The 17,594-nt window shown below is 60.7% G+C and carries 24 protein-coding genes and 1 pseudogene; 10 read left to right on the top strand and 15 right to left on the bottom strand.

What is annotated here, in order from left to right:
• The first annotated feature begins 68 nt into the window (after window positions 1–68).
• Entirely contained in the window at window positions 69–497 is a 429-nt protein-coding gene (locus tag AC0J5Z_RS22085; protein ID WP_475036531.1) for a helix-turn-helix domain-containing protein, read from the top strand.
• Between the two features lie 36 nt (window positions 498–533).
• Window positions 534–1,142 (top strand): PIN domain-containing protein, encoded by a 609-nt coding sequence (locus AC0J5Z_RS22080; protein WP_475036530.1) that lies wholly within the window; start codon window positions 534–536, stop codon window positions 1,140–1,142.
• Between the two features lie 630 nt (window positions 1,143–1,772).
• Here AC0J5Z_RS22080 and AC0J5Z_RS22075 read toward each other — a convergent pair.
• From AC0J5Z_RS22075 to AC0J5Z_RS22040, 8 genes and pseudogenes are all read right to left on the bottom strand, one after another.
• The gene (locus tag AC0J5Z_RS22075; RefSeq protein WP_475036529.1) at window positions 1,773–2,147 is read right to left on the bottom strand and encodes a DUF7793 family protein; all 375 of its coding nucleotides are present in this window, start codon (window positions 2,145–2,147) and stop codon (window positions 1,773–1,775) included.
• A 194-nt stretch (window positions 2,148–2,341) separates the two neighbouring features.
• Window positions 2,342–2,602: a hypothetical protein gene (locus tag AC0J5Z_RS22070; protein WP_475036528.1), complete on the bottom strand. Its 261-nt coding sequence runs from the start codon at window positions 2,600–2,602 to the stop codon at window positions 2,342–2,344.
• Window positions 2,603–2,898: 296 nt separating this feature from the next.
• Window positions 2,899–3,258: a response regulator transcription factor gene (locus AC0J5Z_RS22065; protein ID WP_475036527.1), complete on the bottom strand. Its 360-nt coding sequence runs from the start codon at window positions 3,256–3,258 to the stop codon at window positions 2,899–2,901.
• A gap of 59 nt (window positions 3,259–3,317) precedes the next feature.
• Window positions 3,318–3,740, bottom strand: a pseudogene (locus tag AC0J5Z_RS22060) (NAD-dependent DNA ligase LigA); the annotation flags it as partial.
• 189 nt (window positions 3,741–3,929) lie between these two features.
• Window positions 3,930–5,957 (bottom strand): PhoX family protein, encoded by a 2,028-nt coding sequence (locus tag AC0J5Z_RS22055; RefSeq protein WP_475039841.1) that lies wholly within the window; start codon window positions 5,955–5,957, stop codon window positions 3,930–3,932.
• A gap of 114 nt (window positions 5,958–6,071) precedes the next feature.
• A complete protein-coding gene (locus tag AC0J5Z_RS22050; protein ID WP_475039838.1) occupies window positions 6,072–6,323 on the bottom strand; it encodes an IS3 family transposase in 252 nt (83 codons plus the stop codon).
• 165 nt (window positions 6,324–6,488) lie between these two features.
• Window positions 6,489–6,668 carry a hypothetical protein gene (locus AC0J5Z_RS22045; protein ID WP_475036526.1) on the bottom strand — a complete coding sequence of 60 codons (180 nt, stop codon included), beginning with the start codon at window positions 6,666–6,668 and terminating at the stop codon, window positions 6,489–6,491.
• A 356-nt stretch (window positions 6,669–7,024) separates the two neighbouring features.
• Entirely contained in the window at window positions 7,025–7,645 is a 621-nt protein-coding gene (locus AC0J5Z_RS22040) for a hypothetical protein (protein WP_475036525.1), read from the bottom strand.
• Window positions 7,646–8,021: 376 nt separating this feature from the next.
• On the opposite strand from AC0J5Z_RS22040, the gene AC0J5Z_RS22035 reads away from it, so the two are divergent.
• Window positions 8,022–8,171, top strand: coding sequence for a hypothetical protein (locus AC0J5Z_RS22035; protein ID WP_475036524.1), 150 nt, complete (start codon window positions 8,022–8,024; stop codon window positions 8,169–8,171).
• A 435-nt stretch (window positions 8,172–8,606) separates the two neighbouring features.
• A complete protein-coding gene (locus tag AC0J5Z_RS22030; protein WP_475036523.1) occupies window positions 8,607–8,957 on the top strand; it encodes a YciI family protein in 351 nt (116 codons plus the stop codon).
• A gap of 71 nt (window positions 8,958–9,028) precedes the next feature.
• Here the strand turns inward: AC0J5Z_RS22030 and AC0J5Z_RS22025 are convergent, their stop codons facing one another.
• Window positions 9,029–9,193 (bottom strand): hypothetical protein, encoded by a 165-nt coding sequence (locus AC0J5Z_RS22025; RefSeq protein ID WP_475036522.1) that lies wholly within the window; start codon window positions 9,191–9,193, stop codon window positions 9,029–9,031.
• The gene (locus AC0J5Z_RS22020) at window positions 9,193–9,600 is read right to left on the bottom strand and encodes a response regulator transcription factor (protein ID WP_475036521.1); all 408 of its coding nucleotides are present in this window, start codon (window positions 9,598–9,600) and stop codon (window positions 9,193–9,195) included. The genes AC0J5Z_RS22025 and AC0J5Z_RS22020 overlap by 1 nt, the downstream gene beginning before the upstream one ends.
• Before the next feature lie 240 nt (window positions 9,601–9,840).
• On the opposite strand from AC0J5Z_RS22020, the gene AC0J5Z_RS22015 reads away from it, so the two are divergent.
• Window positions 9,841–10,119, top strand: coding sequence for a hypothetical protein (locus AC0J5Z_RS22015; RefSeq protein WP_475036520.1), 279 nt, complete (start codon window positions 9,841–9,843; stop codon window positions 10,117–10,119).
• A 452-nt stretch (window positions 10,120–10,571) separates the two neighbouring features.
• On the opposite strand, the gene AC0J5Z_RS22010 is transcribed toward AC0J5Z_RS22015, so the two are convergent.
• On the bottom strand, window positions 10,572–10,883 hold the full coding sequence (locus AC0J5Z_RS22010; RefSeq protein WP_475039854.1) for a hypothetical protein: 312 nt from the start codon (window positions 10,881–10,883) through the stop codon (window positions 10,572–10,574).
• Between AC0J5Z_RS22010 and AC0J5Z_RS22005 the strand changes: the two genes are divergently transcribed.
• From AC0J5Z_RS22005 to AC0J5Z_RS21990, 4 genes are all read left to right on the top strand, one after another.
• The gene (locus tag AC0J5Z_RS22005) at window positions 10,776–11,060 is read left to right on the top strand and encodes a DUF7793 family protein (protein WP_475039836.1); all 285 of its coding nucleotides are present in this window, start codon (window positions 10,776–10,778) and stop codon (window positions 11,058–11,060) included. The genes AC0J5Z_RS22010 and AC0J5Z_RS22005 overlap by 108 nt on opposite strands.
• Window positions 11,061–11,513: 453 nt before the next feature.
• Window positions 11,514–12,131: a nuclear transport factor 2 family protein gene (locus tag AC0J5Z_RS22000; RefSeq protein ID WP_475036519.1), complete on the top strand. Its 618-nt coding sequence runs from the start codon at window positions 11,514–11,516 to the stop codon at window positions 12,129–12,131.
• Complete coding sequence (locus AC0J5Z_RS21995) at window positions 12,107–12,271, top strand: nuclear transport factor 2 family protein (RefSeq protein ID WP_475036518.1); 165 nt, start codon at window positions 12,107–12,109, stop codon at window positions 12,269–12,271. The genes AC0J5Z_RS22000 and AC0J5Z_RS21995 overlap by 25 nt, the downstream gene beginning before the upstream one ends.
• A 10-nt stretch (window positions 12,272–12,281) precedes the next feature.
• Entirely contained in the window at window positions 12,282–12,605 is a 324-nt protein-coding gene (locus AC0J5Z_RS21990) for a MoaF-related domain-containing protein (protein ID WP_475036517.1), read from the top strand.
• 343 nt (window positions 12,606–12,948) lie between these two features.
• Here the strand turns inward: AC0J5Z_RS21990 and AC0J5Z_RS21985 are convergent, their stop codons facing one another.
• The 3 genes from AC0J5Z_RS21985 to AC0J5Z_RS21975 all read right to left on the bottom strand — a co-directional run bounded on the left by AC0J5Z_RS21985 (window position 12,949) and on the right by AC0J5Z_RS21975 (window position 15,313).
• A complete protein-coding gene (locus AC0J5Z_RS21985; RefSeq protein WP_475036516.1) occupies window positions 12,949–13,821 on the bottom strand; it encodes a hypothetical protein in 873 nt (290 codons plus the stop codon).
• Between the two features lie 345 nt (window positions 13,822–14,166).
• Window positions 14,167–15,012 carry an alpha/beta hydrolase gene (locus AC0J5Z_RS21980; protein WP_475036515.1) on the bottom strand — a complete coding sequence of 282 codons (846 nt, stop codon included), beginning with the start codon at window positions 15,010–15,012 and terminating at the stop codon, window positions 14,167–14,169.
• Between the two features lie 160 nt (window positions 15,013–15,172).
• On the bottom strand, window positions 15,173–15,313 hold the full coding sequence (locus AC0J5Z_RS21975) for a hypothetical protein (protein WP_475036514.1): 141 nt from the start codon (window positions 15,311–15,313) through the stop codon (window positions 15,173–15,175).
• 188 nt (window positions 15,314–15,501) lie between these two features.
• Between AC0J5Z_RS21975 and AC0J5Z_RS21970 the strand changes: the two genes are divergently transcribed.
• Window positions 15,502–15,714: a hypothetical protein gene (locus AC0J5Z_RS21970; protein WP_475036513.1), complete on the top strand. Its 213-nt coding sequence runs from the start codon at window positions 15,502–15,504 to the stop codon at window positions 15,712–15,714.
• A gap of 311 nt (window positions 15,715–16,025) precedes the next feature.
• On the opposite strand, the gene AC0J5Z_RS21965 is transcribed toward AC0J5Z_RS21970, so the two are convergent.
• A complete protein-coding gene (locus AC0J5Z_RS21965) occupies window positions 16,026–17,567 on the bottom strand; it encodes a DHA2 family efflux MFS transporter permease subunit (protein WP_475036512.1) in 1,542 nt (513 codons plus the stop codon).
• Between the last annotated feature and the right edge of the window lie 27 nt (window positions 17,568–17,594).

The following is a 17,594-nucleotide window of genomic DNA, read 5'->3' as shown; positions in this document are numbered from 1 at the left end:
GAAAGTTAGGGAAAGTACGCCGAGGGAGGCGAAAGATGTCCGCCTTACTGGACAGAAGTGAAAAAACAGTGGTCACTACGACTGAACAAGAGAACGCCCAAGCGCGCGAGCTCGCTGAGCGGCTCCGCGCGAAGACGGGCCGTGACTCGATCAGGTTGGCGCTCAAGGACACCGCCGGGGAGTCCGTGGAAACGCCGGCGGAGTTGGCTGCGATCCTCCGCAAGGTCGTGGAAGCAATCGGTCGAGGTGCCACCGTCACGATCGGAACACTTCCAAAGGAGCTGACGACAACCACTGCAGCCAAGATGCTTGGGATTTCACGCCCCACCCTTATGCAGCTCATCAGCAAGAAAGAGCTGCCCGCACACAAGGTCGGATCACACACTCGCGTTTTCACCGAGGATGTTCAGAAGTACAGAGCGGTCCGGACCGCTGCCCGTCGTCAAGGCATCGATGAACTTCGAGCTCTTGAGGACGAACTGGGCGTCGACGAATAGTCCGGGGTGGCGGCCGCCAGCTGTAAAGTGCAAGCTATGAGCTCGGCGGTCACCATCGTCCTTCTGGACGCGAACATCCTCTATTCCAGAACACTTCGGGACTGGATTGCGCTTCTGCAGATCGAGGCGCCCGGTCTTTTCAATGTGACCTGGACGGAGGACATCATGGTCGAGACCCTGTATCACCTCCGCAAAGACAATCCACTGTGGTCTGAGCAGCAGATCGGAGGAATCCGTCGGAGGCTTGAGAAGGCTTTTACCGGCGGCCAAATCACGGGCTACCAGATCGACCCGGCATTGAAGTATCCCGACATAGGTGACGCCCACATCCATGCTGCCGCAGTCCATGGTGCCGTGGACATAGTTGTCACGATGAATGGGAAAGACTTCACTTACAGTGATGACCTTCCTTACGAGATCTACACGCCGGATGACTTCCTGATCCTCGTCGATGACGCTGTCCCGCAGGCTGTCCAGGCAGTGACAGAAGAACAACTTCGCTACTTCCACAAGCGATCTTCAGGGGACGATGGCGTTGACCTTCCCCTCCACCTGAAAAAGGCCAGCGCGCCGCTGTTTGCTGCCCGGGTTAGGGAACACCTGCAAAATGTGGACATGAGCATCCTGATGGAACAGACCACCTAGGGAGACTGGACGAGAGGGTTCCATTAGAACCGTCCCGGTTCCAAGGAAGTGGGACAGTCGAGAGCCGTCAGTGGTCGCGTTCGCGGGCCACGTTGTTCAGCGGACCCCGCAACCGCCAATGAACCCCCACATTTTGCCGGTCGCGTCCCCCAGGTCCGCCGGCCAGGGCCGGACAGCGCTACCCAGAGGTGCAGTCCGGCCTTTCGCCGCGCCGTGGAGTCTTACAGACGCGTTGAATGTTCACCCTGGCGGGCAGGGCGGTGAGCCCTGTGTTTGGCCTGGTGCGCGGTTAAGCCTAATCAGCATCGACATGATCACTCCCACCACATCATTGCCGCCGCGAGGACGATACCCATCAGGACCAGGTGCTGCATGGGGAAGTGCAGCGTTTCGGCCGCTTCCCGAACGAGTCGGCACGCTGCTCGCAGGGGATCAGATCTTCCTGGATCAGGCAACGTGTTGATGCGAAAGGCGCGGGTGGCGTTGGATGCTCTGCTGCCCGCTGGATATTGTCGTCCCCGCCTGGCCCCACTCCTGTCAGGAGGCCACAGTGGGGTGATTTCAACGGACAACAAGCATAAGGGATGGGGTGCGGCCGTTGCACCTGACGGGCGGCTCTCATCCGTCAAGTCAGGCAGTGGTGCTTTGCATTAGCCACGCGAGGGCTTCTGTTCGCGAGGTGAAAAAGCGCTTGGGACGGTTTGTCTTGTTCATTGCCAAAACAAAGTTCGCGATTACTTTGTCTACTGGTGAAGAGCTCAGCAGCGCGACTTGTGATGCTTGGCAGGTCCGGCCGAAGACAACGTGGGCGCTGCGGCTGACCTTGAGCGTTGTAGCCATGTCTACCAGCAATGGGCGTTCATTTTGTCCGCATAGCTCGTTAACCATGTGTATGGCTGCCTCAGCATCACTGGATTGGATGATGGCGTAGCGCGACCACCTCAGCTGAAGGATCCCGTGCTCGTCCAAAAATAGTTCAGCTTTCCCTGATCTGACGGATGCCATCGCTTGTAACCTCCAAAGGCTCAATTCGGGTCCACCCCTAATGTAAACCGATTGGATAAGGATTGACCCCCTTATGCGGGTTTATCTTTTTTGGCTGACCGAAGAGGTCGAGACCGTGGCCGTGTACGGCCTCTGTCTGATCTTCCCAGGGTGCCCCTGGTGAGTCGCCACGGCGCCCAGCGGATTTTCGCCGGTTACCGGTCCCTGCGGTGAGGCGCGGGCCTGTGCAGCCAACGGCGGCGGAACCAGATCAGCGCTGCCATGGCCCCGCGTGTAACCGGGGAGGCGTTCCGGACGGCGGCGTTCCAGACCCCGTCCGAATAGGTGGGGTAGGAGTGTATCGTTCCGGCGATGTCGGAGGTTGTCATTCCCTTCTGGACCGCCAGGGTCAGTTCAGCCAGGGATTCCCCGGCCCGGGACCGACGATCATGCCGCCCACGATTTTTCCCCGTCAACCAATCCAGTTTCCATTTTTGTCGAACAGAAATCGATCCTTCTCATTGCGGCGAAAGCGATGGGGTTACCTGTGGTGCTGAAGTAAAAGATGGCCACTGGGGGACCCTGTCCATTTTGCTACCGGTGAATGTCGTGGACGGTGTTGTAGATCGCTGTCTCGGGGTTGTTGCTTGTGCCAGCGCTATCAGGCGTCGGCCCAAGCACAGCTTTGGTTAGCCCGCGGTCTGCCGCAGTAGATCGAAGGCGTCCAGCGCTTCGTGGTGCTTGTGCGGGGACAGCCGCTGCTCGTGAATGCCTAGCTCAGGCGGGAGTCAACGAGGGCCTTTAGCTTCCGCGGGCTGAAGGGTTTGCTGATGTAGTCATCTGCGCCCGCCGATTGAGCCTTTTGCCGGTCATCGAACGAGTCATTGGCGCTAACTACTAGAATGACAGGGTTGCTGAATGCGCGGATCTGCCGCACTGCTTCCAAACCGTCAAAGCCGGGAAGATTTACGTCGGCGGTAACCAGCGCTGGTCTATAAGTTCGCGCTGCCTTCACGCCGTCCGGCCCAGTGGCCGCGCAATGAACTGTGAATCCGGACCGTTGGAGAGTAACGCTGATCAGCCCAGCGATATCGAGGTCATCTTCGATGACAACGGCAATTGGTTCGTCCATGACTTCTTGGCCCCCGGTGCAAGCAGTTTAGAGGAGAGTTTAGTGTTCCTCACCCGGGGCTTGTCTATAGGAACATTTCCGCCGGCCGCGAGGACCCTGCCGCGAGCGTAGTCCTGGTTGTGTAGCGTGGCCATTCCCACCGTGGAGCCAGTCATCTTCACCGGTTCCATCAGGCCGAGGGGTGTCACATGCCCTGTGCGGCCAACGTTGACGGCGATGTCAAGGAGCTTGGTGTGCCTTCCTCGGGTGGGTACTTGTAGGCCGCAGCCCATCCGGGGATACGGGAGGTGTAACCGGGTGCCTGTTGGGTTGCGAAGTCATCCGATCTTGACCACGATCCCATCGATCTCGTGCAGGAGCTTATGCCGGCGCTCAACGTAATCGGCAATGAACTTCAGGACGTCATCGAACGAGTCCAAGCGACTTTCCAGTGAAACCGTTGGCGACGTGGCCCACCGTGGCGTCAAGGACACCGACCCCGAGGCCGGAAGGATTCCAGTGGCCGCATCGGCCTCCACATGAGCGTGCCGCACCGGCGCGGAGCAAGGTGGAAACGGCGATCCGTGCGGCACCCAGCGAGGTCAGGGAGTTCTGGGAAGTCGCCGTCCCAGTCTATTTGTCCCGTTCCTCGACGGGCGCCGCCGGGTGGCCTGACTAACGTTCCGGACGGACTAGCGTTTCGGAAGCACCTGGATCACCGAGGGCCGCGGCATTCGGAAGGCACCGGCCGGTGGCGTCGCATTCTCGGGTACGTAGTCCGGGAAGAGGGAGAGCGGCGCTTCGAAGGTGCCTTCCTCGCCGGGGTGCTGCACGGAGACGAACACGTGGCGTTCATCGTCGTGGACGATCGGTCCGCAGGTCTCGGCGCCGCGGGGTACCGAGAGGAACTGTTCCACTTTGCCGCGTTCCGGGCCGTCCAAGGTGACCTTGAACAGCCCGTCGTTGTAACCGATGGATTTGGCGGCGCCGTCCGTGGATACCCATAGGTTTCCCGTGGAGTCGAAAGCCAGGTTGTCCGGGCAGGAAATCGGCGACACCTTGTCCGCGGGGTACCCGGAAAAATACGCCGTGGGATCCTTGGCAGGATCGCCGGCAACCAACAACAGATTCCAGGTGAAGGTGGTTGCAGTCTGGTCGCCGTTGTCTTCGGTGATTTCCACGATGTGGCCGTTGCGGTTGAGCAGGCGCGGGTTGACTTCCGTGGCGCCTTCCTTGCCGTCCTTGCCCCGGTCCGAGTTGTTGGTGCAGGCCACGTAGACCTTGCCGGTGGCCGGATGCGGTTGCACGTCCTCCGGACGGTCCATCTTGGTGGCGCCTGCCTTGTCTGCGGCGAGGCGTGTGTAAACGAGCACTTCGTCCAGGCCCATCCCCGCCACCATGGACTCGCCGTCCTCCACCAGGGGTATCCATTCGCCCGTCCCGTCGAAGGAACCATCTGCCGGGACGCTCCCGCTGCCGTTGATCTCGCCACCGGAATCGCCGGAGAACCGGGCGACATACAGGTTTCCCGAGTGGAGTAGCGTCTTGTTGTGTTCCCGGTCCCCTTCCACGTATACGCCGTCCGAGACGAACTTGTAGAGATACTCGAAGCGTTCATCGTCTCCCGTATAAGCCACGGCCTTGCCGTTGGCCGCGATCTGCACATTGGCACCCTCGTGCTTGATGCGGCCCAGCGAGGTGTGCTTCTTTGGGGTCGACGTCGGATCGTAAGGGTCCACCTCCACGATCCAGCCGAAGTGGTTGGCCTGGTTTTCGTGTCCCTCCAGCCGGGTATCCCAGCGCGGCTGGTCAAGTTCCCAGCCGGCTTGGCTGGGCGCGTCCTTGAGCCCGTAGCGCAGATCGCCCTCGGAGGTACCGTCGGCGCGGAAGTAGCTCTGGAAGTTCTCTTCGCCGGACAGGACGGTGCCCCAGGGCGTGGTGCCGCCAGAACAGTTTCCGAGGGTACCGCGCGGGCTCCTCCCGGAAGGGTCCCCAATGGTGCGCAGCAAGGCGGAACCGGCGGCCGGTCCCGTGAAGCGGTACTCCGTTTCAGTAAGGAAGCGGCGGTTGCGCGGAGCACCTTGGACGTAGCGCCACGGATCGTTCTTGTTCTTCCGTTCGAGTTCGACGACGGAAAGTCCCTGGGCGGCCCGGGCCACCGCGCGGGTGCGGGCAGGGTCAGCGGCCCGTTCCGCCGTGGGGAACATGAGTTCGGGGTTGGTGTATTCGTGGTTCGCGAAAAGCAGCGCACGCCGGCCCTTGCTGTCTTCCAGCGGCAGGATGTCCGAGTAATCGCAGTTGTAGCCGAACTGCCGGGACTGCGATTCCGGAGTCTGCGCCGCGGGGTCGAAATCGGGCGCATCGGCGAAGAGCGGTTCGCCCCAGCGGATGATCGTGCGCCAGATGTAGCCCTCAGGCACGGAGACCCCGTCCACGGCCCCCGGCACCGGGGCGATCGGCACAAAGCCGAGCTTGGAGCGACCGGCAGCGGTGACGGCCGGAGCGAGGGCCTGGGCACGGCCGGCACCTGGAGCGGTGAGCGCGAGCGTCAGCGCTCCCGCCAGCCCCAGGCCCAGCACGGCACGCCGGGAAATTGCGCCCTCGGCAACTTCGCGGAAGTAACTGTTGGAGCTGGTGTTGCATACGGGGCCCACGCAGGCGTTGTCGCATTTCAGGGCGCAGGTCACGGCGCTGCGTTTGCCCCGCACGTGTTCCAGCATGGGCAGGTGGATGCGCTGTTCGTCTTTGGACAATTGTTCCTCCTCGGAATAGCCAAGGACTGCTATTAATTGCAGACATTGGTCGAAGAATGACAGCAGGCATAACAAATCCTGTCAATCCCGTGACCGGTCCTTGGACGCCGCCGCAGGATGCAGCGACGCTGCAGCGTTACACCGCCGGGTTGCCTGGGTTCTTACAGCAGACCGGCACCGTTGCACCGGGCGCATGCCCCCGAGCCTTGTCGAGATAGGGCCGGTGTTGTACCAGCGGATGTACTCGCTCAGTGCCGTTGCCAAAGCGTCGGTGTTGATGAATCGGACTCGGTGGAAAAGCTCTTCTTTGAGGTGACCGACGAAGTTCTCCATCACGGCGTTGTCGTAGCAGTTGGCCTTGAGTGACATTGACTGGACTGCGCCGCGCTGTTGAGGAGCGTCCGCCAAAAGGCATGCTGGTATTGGAAGCCTTGATCCGAATGTACGAGCGGCCGCTCACTGGGATGAAGACAGGCAAGGGCTTGCCGGAGAGAAGCGTTAGTGAGCGCAAGGGTCGGACCTGCCGATCGAGTGAGCAATGATCTTCCAGTCGAAGAGGTCCATGACCGGTGAGAGATAGAGCTTCAGGTCGCCGACCCTGAACTCGGTCACGTCAGTAACACATTTCAGGTTCAGGGCAGCTGCCTCAAACTTCCGCTCCAGCAGATTCGGTGCCACGACGCCCTGACCTCCCTGACAGGAGTTGTAGCGCTTCTTCCGTTGGACCTTAAAGGTCAGCCCCATGGCCCGCATGAACTTCAGCACAGTTTTCTTCGCGAACTTACAACCGTCCTTGTCCAGCTCCGTCGTGTGGATCCGTTGACGCCTTTACCGGGGCTGATTGGCAGTGAAAGTCCAAGGATCGCGTTCTTGAGTGTGGTCAGGACGCTCTTGAGGCTTATTTCGATGCTGGCAGGAAGGACATTCCCCTGGGGAGCCGCCGCTGGTCTCAGCCGGCGGAGGACCCATCACTACGCTGCACGGATGCACCAACGAGGTAATCCCCGAAGGAGCAACTCCCTTAATTGCGTTGCTCAGGATTCTGGTCGGGGTTCCTGAGGGTTCAGTTTGATCGACTCTGTGGCCGCTTCCAGGACCAACCCGCCCACGGCATCCCTGAACACTTCCAGGATGCCGTCGGTTGGCCAGGGGACGTCATTCCCTGTGCTGAGTTCGAGATCCAACTTTTCGAGGTTCAGATTGCCGGACTCCACAAGCTCACGCGCTTCTGTTTTGCCGGCAAAGATGGTGATGCGCGTTTCAGGCCCGTTCGGCCCATGGCCGAGCCCCAACGTAAACTGCACCCGCCCCACGGAGGTTCCTCCCCAGGCATCGGCATACTCTTGCCCGCCCCTACTGATCAAGGTCCCCAACGTCAGAAGAAGCGCGGCATTGAAAATGCCTGCTGTCTCCGAGGCTACTGGGAACCGACTGTCCCGGGCGACGCCGATCCCAGCAGGCTTGTCGCCGGCTTCTTCCAAGTTGAGGAGATCCTGCAGGTAATCAATCCGGTCAAGGATCCTCTTCTTCAAATTGGGAACGGTAAGAGGACCTACGGCTTTGATCACCGTGTAACCATCGATGGAGTTTCCCTCTTCATCTGTCCATTCCGGAATTTCCTCAACAAAGAGCTCGTCAAAATTCAACGCGGCCACCCCTCCATGTCCCTTCCACGTCCTGAAATAGTGTGAACTTCCCTTGTTTGATTGTTGTACGTGCTGGGCGCCGGACCCGGTATTCGGCGTGCGCGTTGCTTGCGTTCAAGCCCGGCCAGCATCGTCATGATCACTCCCACCCACATCACAGCAGCCACGAGAACGACACCCATCAGGAAAAGGGGCTGCATGGGAGAAGCGTAGCCGTCAGGCGCATTCAGGACGAGAACCGACAAACCACGGAACACGAAAGTGGCACGAGGTTACGGTTCGGGTTTCCCCGCGGGAAAGCGGACGGCAGGGCTCTTCCCTCGAGCCGAATCCATCAGCATACTTGCCAACAAGGAGCACGCTAGTACACAGGAAAGGATCCGCTATGAGCATCACCGAAGCTACTCTCACCGCCGTCCTGAACCTGCACGATGTACCAGCAGAGTTCCACGGCGATCCGGAGCTACGGGCCGTAGCTTATGTCTTGGCAGCTCTTAGGGAACCGACCAGGCGACCTGGAACAACGCTTCTATGACTCCGCCACCACCCTGAACGCAGGCGGACCAGCGGGGCCAATGCCCCGGACTGTCACCAACCGTGAGCTGCTCGCAGAAATCCACAATACCCGCCTGTCCTACCGGCTTCACCAACTGCGCGGCGAGGCACATCACGCTGATGCAGGATAAGACGCAGGCCAAAAAAATTTGCCCGATTTCCGCGTCACGAATCCCTGGCCGCCCACACTGTAACCGTTGGAAGGGGCTCTGCATCACCCGGAGGCGAACGTGCCCTCCACCAAGCCTGTTCCGGTTCCAAGGAACGGGACACCCCTGGGCCCGAGCGGACAGGTCAGCCGGCAACAGGAATGCTACTCCCGGTGCGGTCAACGGCCGGACATGCATACTTCCGGTACCATCCCTTCCCTGGGACAAAAACTGACGACCCTTGGCTATCAGCCTGAGAGGAACGCATGCCTGAATTCGTTGTGCTGATCTACGCAAACGACTCCTTGCACGCACCTAACGCCACGAAAGAGGAGCTCAAGGAGTGCGACGAGCACTTCGACTCTCTCGTGGCCACCGGTCGGATGCACATCGCGTATGCCCTCACGCCGCGGGACCATGCGCGCACGATCCGAGCGGACGGCCCCGGGGACGGCCCTTATGGGGCGGGCAGTGACGTCGTCGCCGGGTTCTACATCCTGAACGCGACCGATATCGACGAAGCGGTAGACCTGGCCCGCAAAGATCCTGCCATCCTCACCGGCGGTGGCGTGGAGGTCCGCCCTGTGCACAGCGGCGGAGTCGTCTCCCGTGCCTGAGGGAACGGCTTCGTGCAACTGCCTGGCGCGCGGGAACGGGCTCATTCGGGTGGATTCATCGGATTGCTCGGCTATTTCTTGTGGAATGCACGCAGCGCATATTGGAAGAGATAGATGACGAGGCGCGCGGCTCCGGCAAGGACCAGCAACAGCGCGAAGAGGGTCAGATAGCCAATGAACATGAGCAGGGCCAGCGCCAAGGTGCCGGCGTAGGCCAGGTGGGACGAGTCAGGCATTAGTCTGTGCCTTTGGGTTCTTCCAGCTCAGGGGTAGTTGTGTGTGGTGGGCAGAGTTCGTGGATGAGTTCGCGCAGCCGTGCTGGCCGGAAAGGCTTGATCAAGTAGGCACTGGCGCCGGATGCGATGCCGTCGAGTTCATCGTCCGGGGCCGAGTATGCAGTGATCATCGCAATTGGTGCTTGAGTGATTTTTCGGAGTTGGCGGGCCGCGTCGTACCCGTTTAGGTCAGGTAATTCCAGGTCCAGGGTGATCAGTGCTGGATTGAGTCGTTTGGCAGCGCGAATCCCTTCCATCCCGGTGGCCTCGGCATGGACTTGGAAACCTTCATCGAAGAGAATCAAGCAGAGCAGATTCCGAATGTCCGGATCATCCTCGATGACCAGGCACGTCCCGCGTGAGTCCATGTGGGTTGCCCTTCCCCCAGGTGGGTTCCCATTCTAAGGCGACCTCGGTATCGCCAGACCCCTGGTGGGGCGTGGTCGCGCAGGGGAGTGGAGCCATTCCGGGGGTGTTCCCGTTCCCAGGTGGTGGGACACCCGCAGTCCAATCCATCTCGGAGATCTTGGATCTTGACTGCGCCGCTCAGAGGTCGATCATGGAAGGCCAGGGCTAGAGAGAGTAACCACTAATGGAAGGTCCGTTACATGGCACGCTTTCGCATCACGGTTACACATGTGATTGAGATGGAGCAGGAAGTTTTGCAGGAAGCGGCGCTCGAGCTCCCGAGCGTGATGGCAGGTATCCGGCTGGACGGAGAAATGTCCCTGGCCGTTGCATCGGTCCCTGGATATGCGGGTCAAGCGCTGGGCGTGGAGATACATAACCAGATGCTCATGTTGCTTCGAAATCGAGAATTCGTTGTGCCTGGAGGCATGCCAGAGATCAAGGTGGAGCAGGTGCGCGAGTTGGACGGTGCGGCCTAACACGCATCTTGTACGGCCACAAAGTCCGGGCAAGTTGCCCGCCCTTCCCATTGCTTACGCTCTGACAGCCTCGACGAACCAACCGGCGCGTGGAGCGGTCCCCCTGCGATTCCGCAGCCACGCGCCCGGCAGACGCCTTGCACGGACTGCGCTGTCCGGGCATGACTAGCTCCGCACGCCAGGCGGAACCGAAACCTCCTGGGACGAGTACACAAGCCCGGCCATGCGCGCCACCGAGGTATTCCAGTTCCAAGGAAATGGATTAACTACGGCATCGGCACGAGAAAGCCCGCCGGTGGGGGACCGGCGGGCTTTCCAGAGAGACATTACGGCGATCCCTTTTGAACATCGAGTGGAGAACCGACACTTTGTCCTCGACGCATCATGGCACTTTTGATCTTGAGGGAATCTTGAGGTTTCCGTGAGTGACTCTTGAGGGGTTGCTTCCAATTTTAAATGGCTGGGCGGAAGCATAGGCGTGCTGGGTCGCAGGTCTTGCAGTGGGCCGGCACCCTGATTCCACTCGCTGTGTGGTTATGTTTTCCCGATGATGAAATCGGGAAAGGTGTTTGATGGGTCAGATAGATCGGAGTGATTGTGCCGTCCGGTTGGAGGGTGGAAGTGTCCTGCACCTGATCTGGAATGCCGGCACGCGCATCGAAGCGGAGAATGCCCGCATTGCCCTGGAAGCGGTCGATACTGTCGCCGGTGGTAAAACCTACCCGTTGTTGGTTGAGATGGCTGAAGCGAGCTTCCTTAGCCATGGAGCCCGCGCTGTCTTCGCTCAGCCGTGCGCCGCTTCCAGGATCGCATTGCTAGGCACTGGGCCAGTGGACCGCATGTTGGTTGACTACCAGCTCAACACAGGTTCGCCCCCGTGCCCCACCAGATTCTTCAGCTCAAAAGCGGACGCTCTTGCTTGGCTTAGGGAGACCGGATAGCGGTCGCTGTACAGGTCCCCGAGAAGACCGGGGATACTGTCAGTGTTGGCCGCCCTACAGACGAGGTTGCTCGCAGGGATCGTCAACAGCCCATTACATCCTTCGAAGAGTAACCGAAAGCAGTAACTCGAGCCCTTCTCGACACCCTGGAGACTCGCCGTCTTATCCAGACCCAAACGATGATGAGCGGGCACGTGTTCATCCACAATGTCTCAGCTGAAGCCACGCGTATAGTTCGCCGATCATGACGTGCTGTCAGGAACTGACAACGGACGCCACCATCACCCCGCCTGATAATCGCTCCTCGGTCTTGCCCCCGGGTCACCCACGAAGGACGATGAAAGGTGTGATCCTCATTGAGGCTGGGTGTACCTAGTCAGTCCGTCGACGACGGCGGCATGCTGAGTTGTCCCCTGGCTGCCCGCCGGGGGTGGTTTGGTGAAGGGAGACATCATGGATAATAAGGAATTGGTGTTGAAGGCGGCAACCGAGCTGTTCGGGGACCGTGATCCGGGGGCGGTGGACCGGTGGGTCAGTCCGGATTATCGGCAGCACAGCGCACTCGCAGCTGACGGCCCGGAAGCGCTGCGTGAGCTGGTGTCCGGCCTGCCCGAGGGGTTCCGCTACGAACTGGCCCGGGGGCTGGCCGATGGTGACCTCGTCGCGCTGCATGGCGTCTACCACGGCTTCGGGCCGGAGCCGTTGGTCGCGTTCGACTTTTTCCGCGTTGCCGACGGCAAGCTTGCCGAGCACTGGGACGCCCTGCAGCCGGTGGTGGCCGACACCGCATCCGGGCGTAGTCAGGTTGACGGCCCGACGCAGGTCACCGCGCCGGAGCAAACCGATGCGGCCCGGACCGTGGCAGTGGGCTTTGTCGAGGCCATCCTCAAGGGTGGGCAGGTTGACCGGATCACGGAGTTCATCAGCACCGAGCAGTACGACCAGCACAATCCCGGCGTGGCTGACGGTCTGGACGGTCTGGGCACCGCGCTGAAGGCCTGGGCCGAGCAGGGCATCACGCTTAAGTACGACACCGTGCACCGCTCGTGGCCGAGGGCGAGTTCGTCCTGACCCAGTCCGAGGGTCGACTGGGCGGCAAGCCGACCGCTTTCTACGACCTGTTCCGAGTTGAGGGCGGCAAGATCGTCGAGCACTGGGACGTCGTGGCCGGCATTCCCGATTCGTTGCCCCACGGCAACGGCCTGTTCTGAGGAGACCGGGATGAGCCCAACCGCCTATGCCGGGCGCACATTCCTCCTCCGGGTGGACAACGGCGTGGTGTTCCGTAACACCTACTCCGCCGACGGAACCTCGCTGCATTACGAGACGCTCGAGGGGCCATCGGCTGGTGCCGAGGAGACAGTGACGCTGCACGCTGCCGAGGTCGCGCCCGGCGTCTACATCATCGGCTGGGTCGAGGCGTCCGGCATGATTGTCACGCACGCCATGAACCTCAACAACAACACCGTCCACGCCTTCTGGACCTACCAGACAGGTGCCGACCGGGTCGGCGAACTCCACTCCGCAACACTGGAGCAAGCCTGAACAGGGGCGACATCTGAAGAAGTGGAAAATCCGACGCTAAGGTTCAGCGGCACGTGGATTGTGCGGCGGACGGTATTCGGGTCACCGCGATCTGCCCGGCATCGTTGAAACCCCGTTTATGGATCGGTTCCCCGGACGCCGGAAGGGCACGAACGGGGGAGCGCCAGGAAACTGTCTAACGAATGGGTCCGAGGAGATTGCCTTCGGCGGTGTTGTGGCTGTGCTCGGCTCTCACCGAGTTCGCGACAGGACATGCACTGGTCATTGACGGTGGTCGAGGCGGTCGGCTTATGGGCGGCCGCGTCGGACTAGGCCCGGCACGGAGAACGAACCCTGGTTTCGCCTAAGGGGACGGGCTTGGCAAAGGCGAGGATGTGTCGCTGCCCTCAGTGGCAGTCATTGTCGGTGTCGCCTCGGGTGACGAGGAGGACGGCGATTCTGAAGGCGACGAGGGAGTCGGAGCGGACGGGCTGCTCGAAGAGCTGCTCGGCATCGGGCTACCGGTTCCGCTGCCGCCTTCGGCTTTCTCAAGGACCTGGTTGATCAAATCCTCAAGCTCCTTCTGGTCAGGATCACCCAGAGTTGCCCCGCTCTTGGTAGCTACGACCAGCAACCTCCCCTCCGCGGCGGACACTTGCATCAGCTTCTGCTGGTTTTCACCCGAACGGGTGCTGATTGTTCCGAACGTTTCCTTGGCTTTCGTATCAGCCTGCAGTTTCTCACTGGTGACGTCATACGTACCGCCAAGGGTTTTCACCGTGAACTTCTCGCAATTGTCCATCTTGGAGCTGATGTCCCGGAGAACCTTGTCGGCGTCCGGCCCCTCGCTGCCGGACTGTGCCGACAGGGACCGAGGCTGCTCGCTCTCAGACAGTGCGACGGCGATGTCTCCCTTTTCAACTTTGTCTATCAGCCCTGCGGTGGCGATGTCCTTGCAGTCACCAGGGTCGACGGTGGCGGTACTCAAAAGGAGGTTGGCGATGTTGCTGCCTTGGTCGACCTGGTCCTTTGAGTAGAGCTTAAGTTCGTTGCCGTCACCGTCCTTCATGCCGGAGATGAGGTCCCGCAACTCATCCTCGCTGTAGACCTTCGCCTGGGCCGACTCCGACGAGGACGTGGTAGCCGAAGGGCTTGCTGCACCGCCCCCACCACCTGTGCATCCGGCTAAAGCCATCGCCCCGACCGCCAACACACCAAACGCTGAAACTCGTCGCATCAGATAAACCTCCAAAATAGGAAGGATACTTAGTAACTTCCAGCGTAAACGGATCACCACTCGGGTGAAACCACTCACGGATCACATTCGAGCCACGTTAACCGTCAGTTGCCCATGAGTGAGCCAGTGCGCCGTCCGGCCGCTCAGCCCGACCAAGGTCTCGACTCACCTCCCGCTGTGGCGGCGAGGTTCTACGCACACAGCAAAGCGGTGGGGAGGACTACTGGCAGTGGCCGCAGTTCACCAAATGCAATTCCCATTGAATTCCACCTGGGATTTCAGTGATCACGTTCTTGGCGATACCGTACCAACGCAACGTTCGGAGGCTGTGTGCGTATGCTGCATCTATCGCGAATGGCATGTCTTCAAGTAGCTCAGGAACGAGGCTTGCAATCCGGTGACGTGGGACTCGTGCAACAACGTACTCGAGACTTCCCGTGATAGTCCTTTGGCTCGCAGTTTTTCCAGGACGCTGAGCACATTGCGCGCCATCAGTCGATAGATCGGGATGTCCCCGAAGATCTCCAGTTCATTCAGGGTGACGTGCAACTGCGGAGCCCAGGCACCCTCACTGTGCCCGGGCAAAGCCTCGATGAGCTCGAACACCTGACTCTCGGCACCCACAACACCGGGGGTCCCCGCACCAAAGGTCGAAAACGGAACAGCTTTCCGCAGCCATGCATAAAGGGCAAAAAGACCTCCATAGGAGTAACCGAAGAGGCCATGCCCGGTCTCACTCACACGCAACCGCGACTGCAATCGAGGGTGAAGCTCCTCGGTCAGGAAGTTCAGGAAGACGTCCGCGTGAGTGTCCGCTAGCTTCGCGAGGTATGCGTCCGCCTGCTCCTGAGTCATCGCACCCGTATCACGAGCCGACGCGACCGTGGCCAACATCTCCTCGCTAACGGGCTCCCCAGGCGGTACCAGATCCCGGTTGCGCAGGTGCGCCCAGTCCTCGGCCTCTTCACCGGCGTAACCGACAGTCACTTGGATGTACGGTTTCACCGTCAGATAAGGGTCTGCCTGGGTGACGATGAGGGGCGCGGTAAGGCCGACGGACCAGTTGCCATCTACTACGTAGATCAGCGGCAAGGGATCTGTGGAGTCCTCATATCCGGGGGGCGTGGTCACCCAGACGCCATAACGGTGCCCCGACACGGCGGTGACCTCAAAATAGTCCGTGTCTGGCAAACAGCCATGCAAGATCCCGCCCATCGATCTTCCTTTCTCAGTTTGCGGCCCCGCCAGGGAGCCCCCCGGCCCGAAAGGGGCTCCCTCTCGCTGCGTTGTTGGATAGCGACCAACGCTGACAGCAGGCCCGGTCAGGAATCCGGGCCGCCACGTGCTTCGGCTACTTGCTGATGGTGAGCACGGTACAGCCCTCGGGCACCAGGACACGTGCAGCAGCCAAGGCAGCTTCATAGCTGGGACCGAACGCGCTTACATGTCCTCGTTGGCCATTGCCGGTCTCATAGGTCAGCTTCACTTCCACTACGCCATCATATTTCGCGCGTTCTGCTGAGCTTATAAGCAAACGCAGCAGTGGTTAGGAAGCGGAGCGAGCCACCGCCCCGCTTGATTGGAACTGGAACGCTTCCCTGCGAACCGGTACCGTTTCCTCCTTCACTACGGTCTTCGCGTTCTTACGACGGAGGACCCATGGCGAGGTAGCCTTTGCCAATGACAGCGGAAACGTGGACGCTCATCGATGGGGACACGGCCTACCCGGTTCCGGCCTACGAAGTGCCCTTCATTCAGAAATGCATCGATGCGGTCGCGTCCGGCGCCTCGGACCAGTTCGTCGAGTTCGTGCCTCAGGGCGCCTCCGAGAAAATCCGTCTGGGCGTAACTGCGTCAACACGGCTACGGTCTCCGTCCGGCCAGATCATCTAGGTTCCTTTGCAAGGCTGCACTTGCCGCACGTCACCCTTCCCGGTTGCAGCCGGTATAAGACATCACCTCTGAGGAACTAAGCCCTGCGGTTTCTTTCACGCTAGGCAGCGCGTGCCGGGCCTAGTGCGAGCCACGTGAATAGGGCACGCCGGGTGGCCAGGGCAATGGCTGTTACGGCTGCGAAGGCGGTAAGAGTGGCGTGGTTTGAGGGCAGGGACCAGTCGCCCGGTGCGGGGCGCGTTGGTGCGTACAAGGCTGGCAAGGTCGTGGTTGGACGAAGTGGACAGGTGTGTTTTGACCATCGCGGGCGGCTACTTCGCCTCCGATTGGACAGCGGGTTCGGAGACCCGCAGTGTTTTGTCCTGAATGAAGAACATACAGGCGGCGGCGAGAAGCGCTATGGGTATGAAGGTTGCGTACAGAGGCATCAGGGCCGAGCTGTAGGCTTCGGCTACTTCGAGCTGGGCATTAGCTGGCAGCCCCGCGAGGGTCTCGGGACCGATGCTGCCCCGATCCATTTTCGCCAAGGAGCTGTCGGCCAAGGCGCCCAGATTCCAGCTGAGCCGGTCGGCAAAAAAGGCACCGATGAATCCAGCCCCGGCCGTACCACCGATCTTCTGGAGATAGCCGCTCGCCCCGGTGGTGACACCGAGCTCCTCTGCTGGCCGCGAGGACTGTGCGATGAGAAGCACTGTTTGCATGGACAGGCCTATCCCGACGCCCAGCAAGCACAGTGTCACCACGGAACTCCACAAGGGCGTCTGGGGGGAAAGCACCGCAAGCGGGACCAAGGCGGCGGCGGCTATTGTCATCCCCACGACCGGCAAGCCCTTCGGGGATGCCAACTTCGGTGTTAGGGCTCCGGCGCTGATGGAACCGATGACGATTCCGCCCATCAGTGGCAGAAGCATCAATCCTGCGGCGGTAGCGCTCAGTTTGTACACCATTTGGAAGGCTGTCGGCAGGTACGCAAGTGAGCCGAACATGACTGCGCCCAGCGCCAAGCTGGTTCCCAGGGCCAGAGCGGAGTTCCTTTCCCCGAAGAGCGACATCGGCAGGATGGGTGCGGGATGCCGACGTTCCACGACGACGAAAGCGGCGATAGCGACTGCCGCCACGCTAAAGAGCCCGGCAATTTCCGCTGAGTTCCACGCCCACGTGTGTCCGCCCAGGGAAATGGCCAGCAGGAGGCTGGTGATGCCCGTGGAAACAAGGACCGTTCCGAGCCAGTCAAAGCGCTGGTTGGTGCTGCCCCTGGTGGTTCCGGGCAGGAACAAGGTAGCCGTGACGAGAGCGGCCAGACCAGTAGGAATGTTCATCCAAAAGGCCCAGCGCCATCCAGGGCCTTCGGTGAGCCATCCGCCCAGAAGAGGACCCAGCAGTGATGCGAGAGCGAAAATCGCTCCCAACATCCCCAGGTAACGGCTTCGGCTGGCCGGTGGCACAACATCGGCGATTATGGTCTGCGACAGGAGGATCAGGCCGCCCCCGCCCAAGCCCTGCACGGCACGTGCGATGTTTAACGAGGTGATGTCCATGGCCAGGCCTCCGAGGACTGAACCGAGCATGAACAACAACACGGCGGCCACGAAGTAGGGTTTGCGACCGTGCAGGTCCCCGAGCTTGCCGTATATCGGCATGACAACCGTGGAGGCGAGCACGTAGGCCGTGGTCACCCAGTGCAAGGACGCGGCTGCTCCCAGATCGCCGGCAATGGATGGTAGGGCCGTGCCAAAGACAGTTTGGTCCAACGAGGCAAGGAGAACTGACAGGACCAAAACTGCAGTGACCAAGCGCAGCTTGGGGCTGGACAGGGGGAGGGCGCTGAGGAAGTGGCGGGATACATCGAACATTCTTCTTGGTTGAGGTGACGGTCTGAT

This window comes from Paenarthrobacter sp. TRD_SC_7 (genome assembly GCF_056156245.1).
Note: the sequence above shows the minus strand (reverse complement) of the source record. Positions and strands in the feature narration are given on the sequence as shown.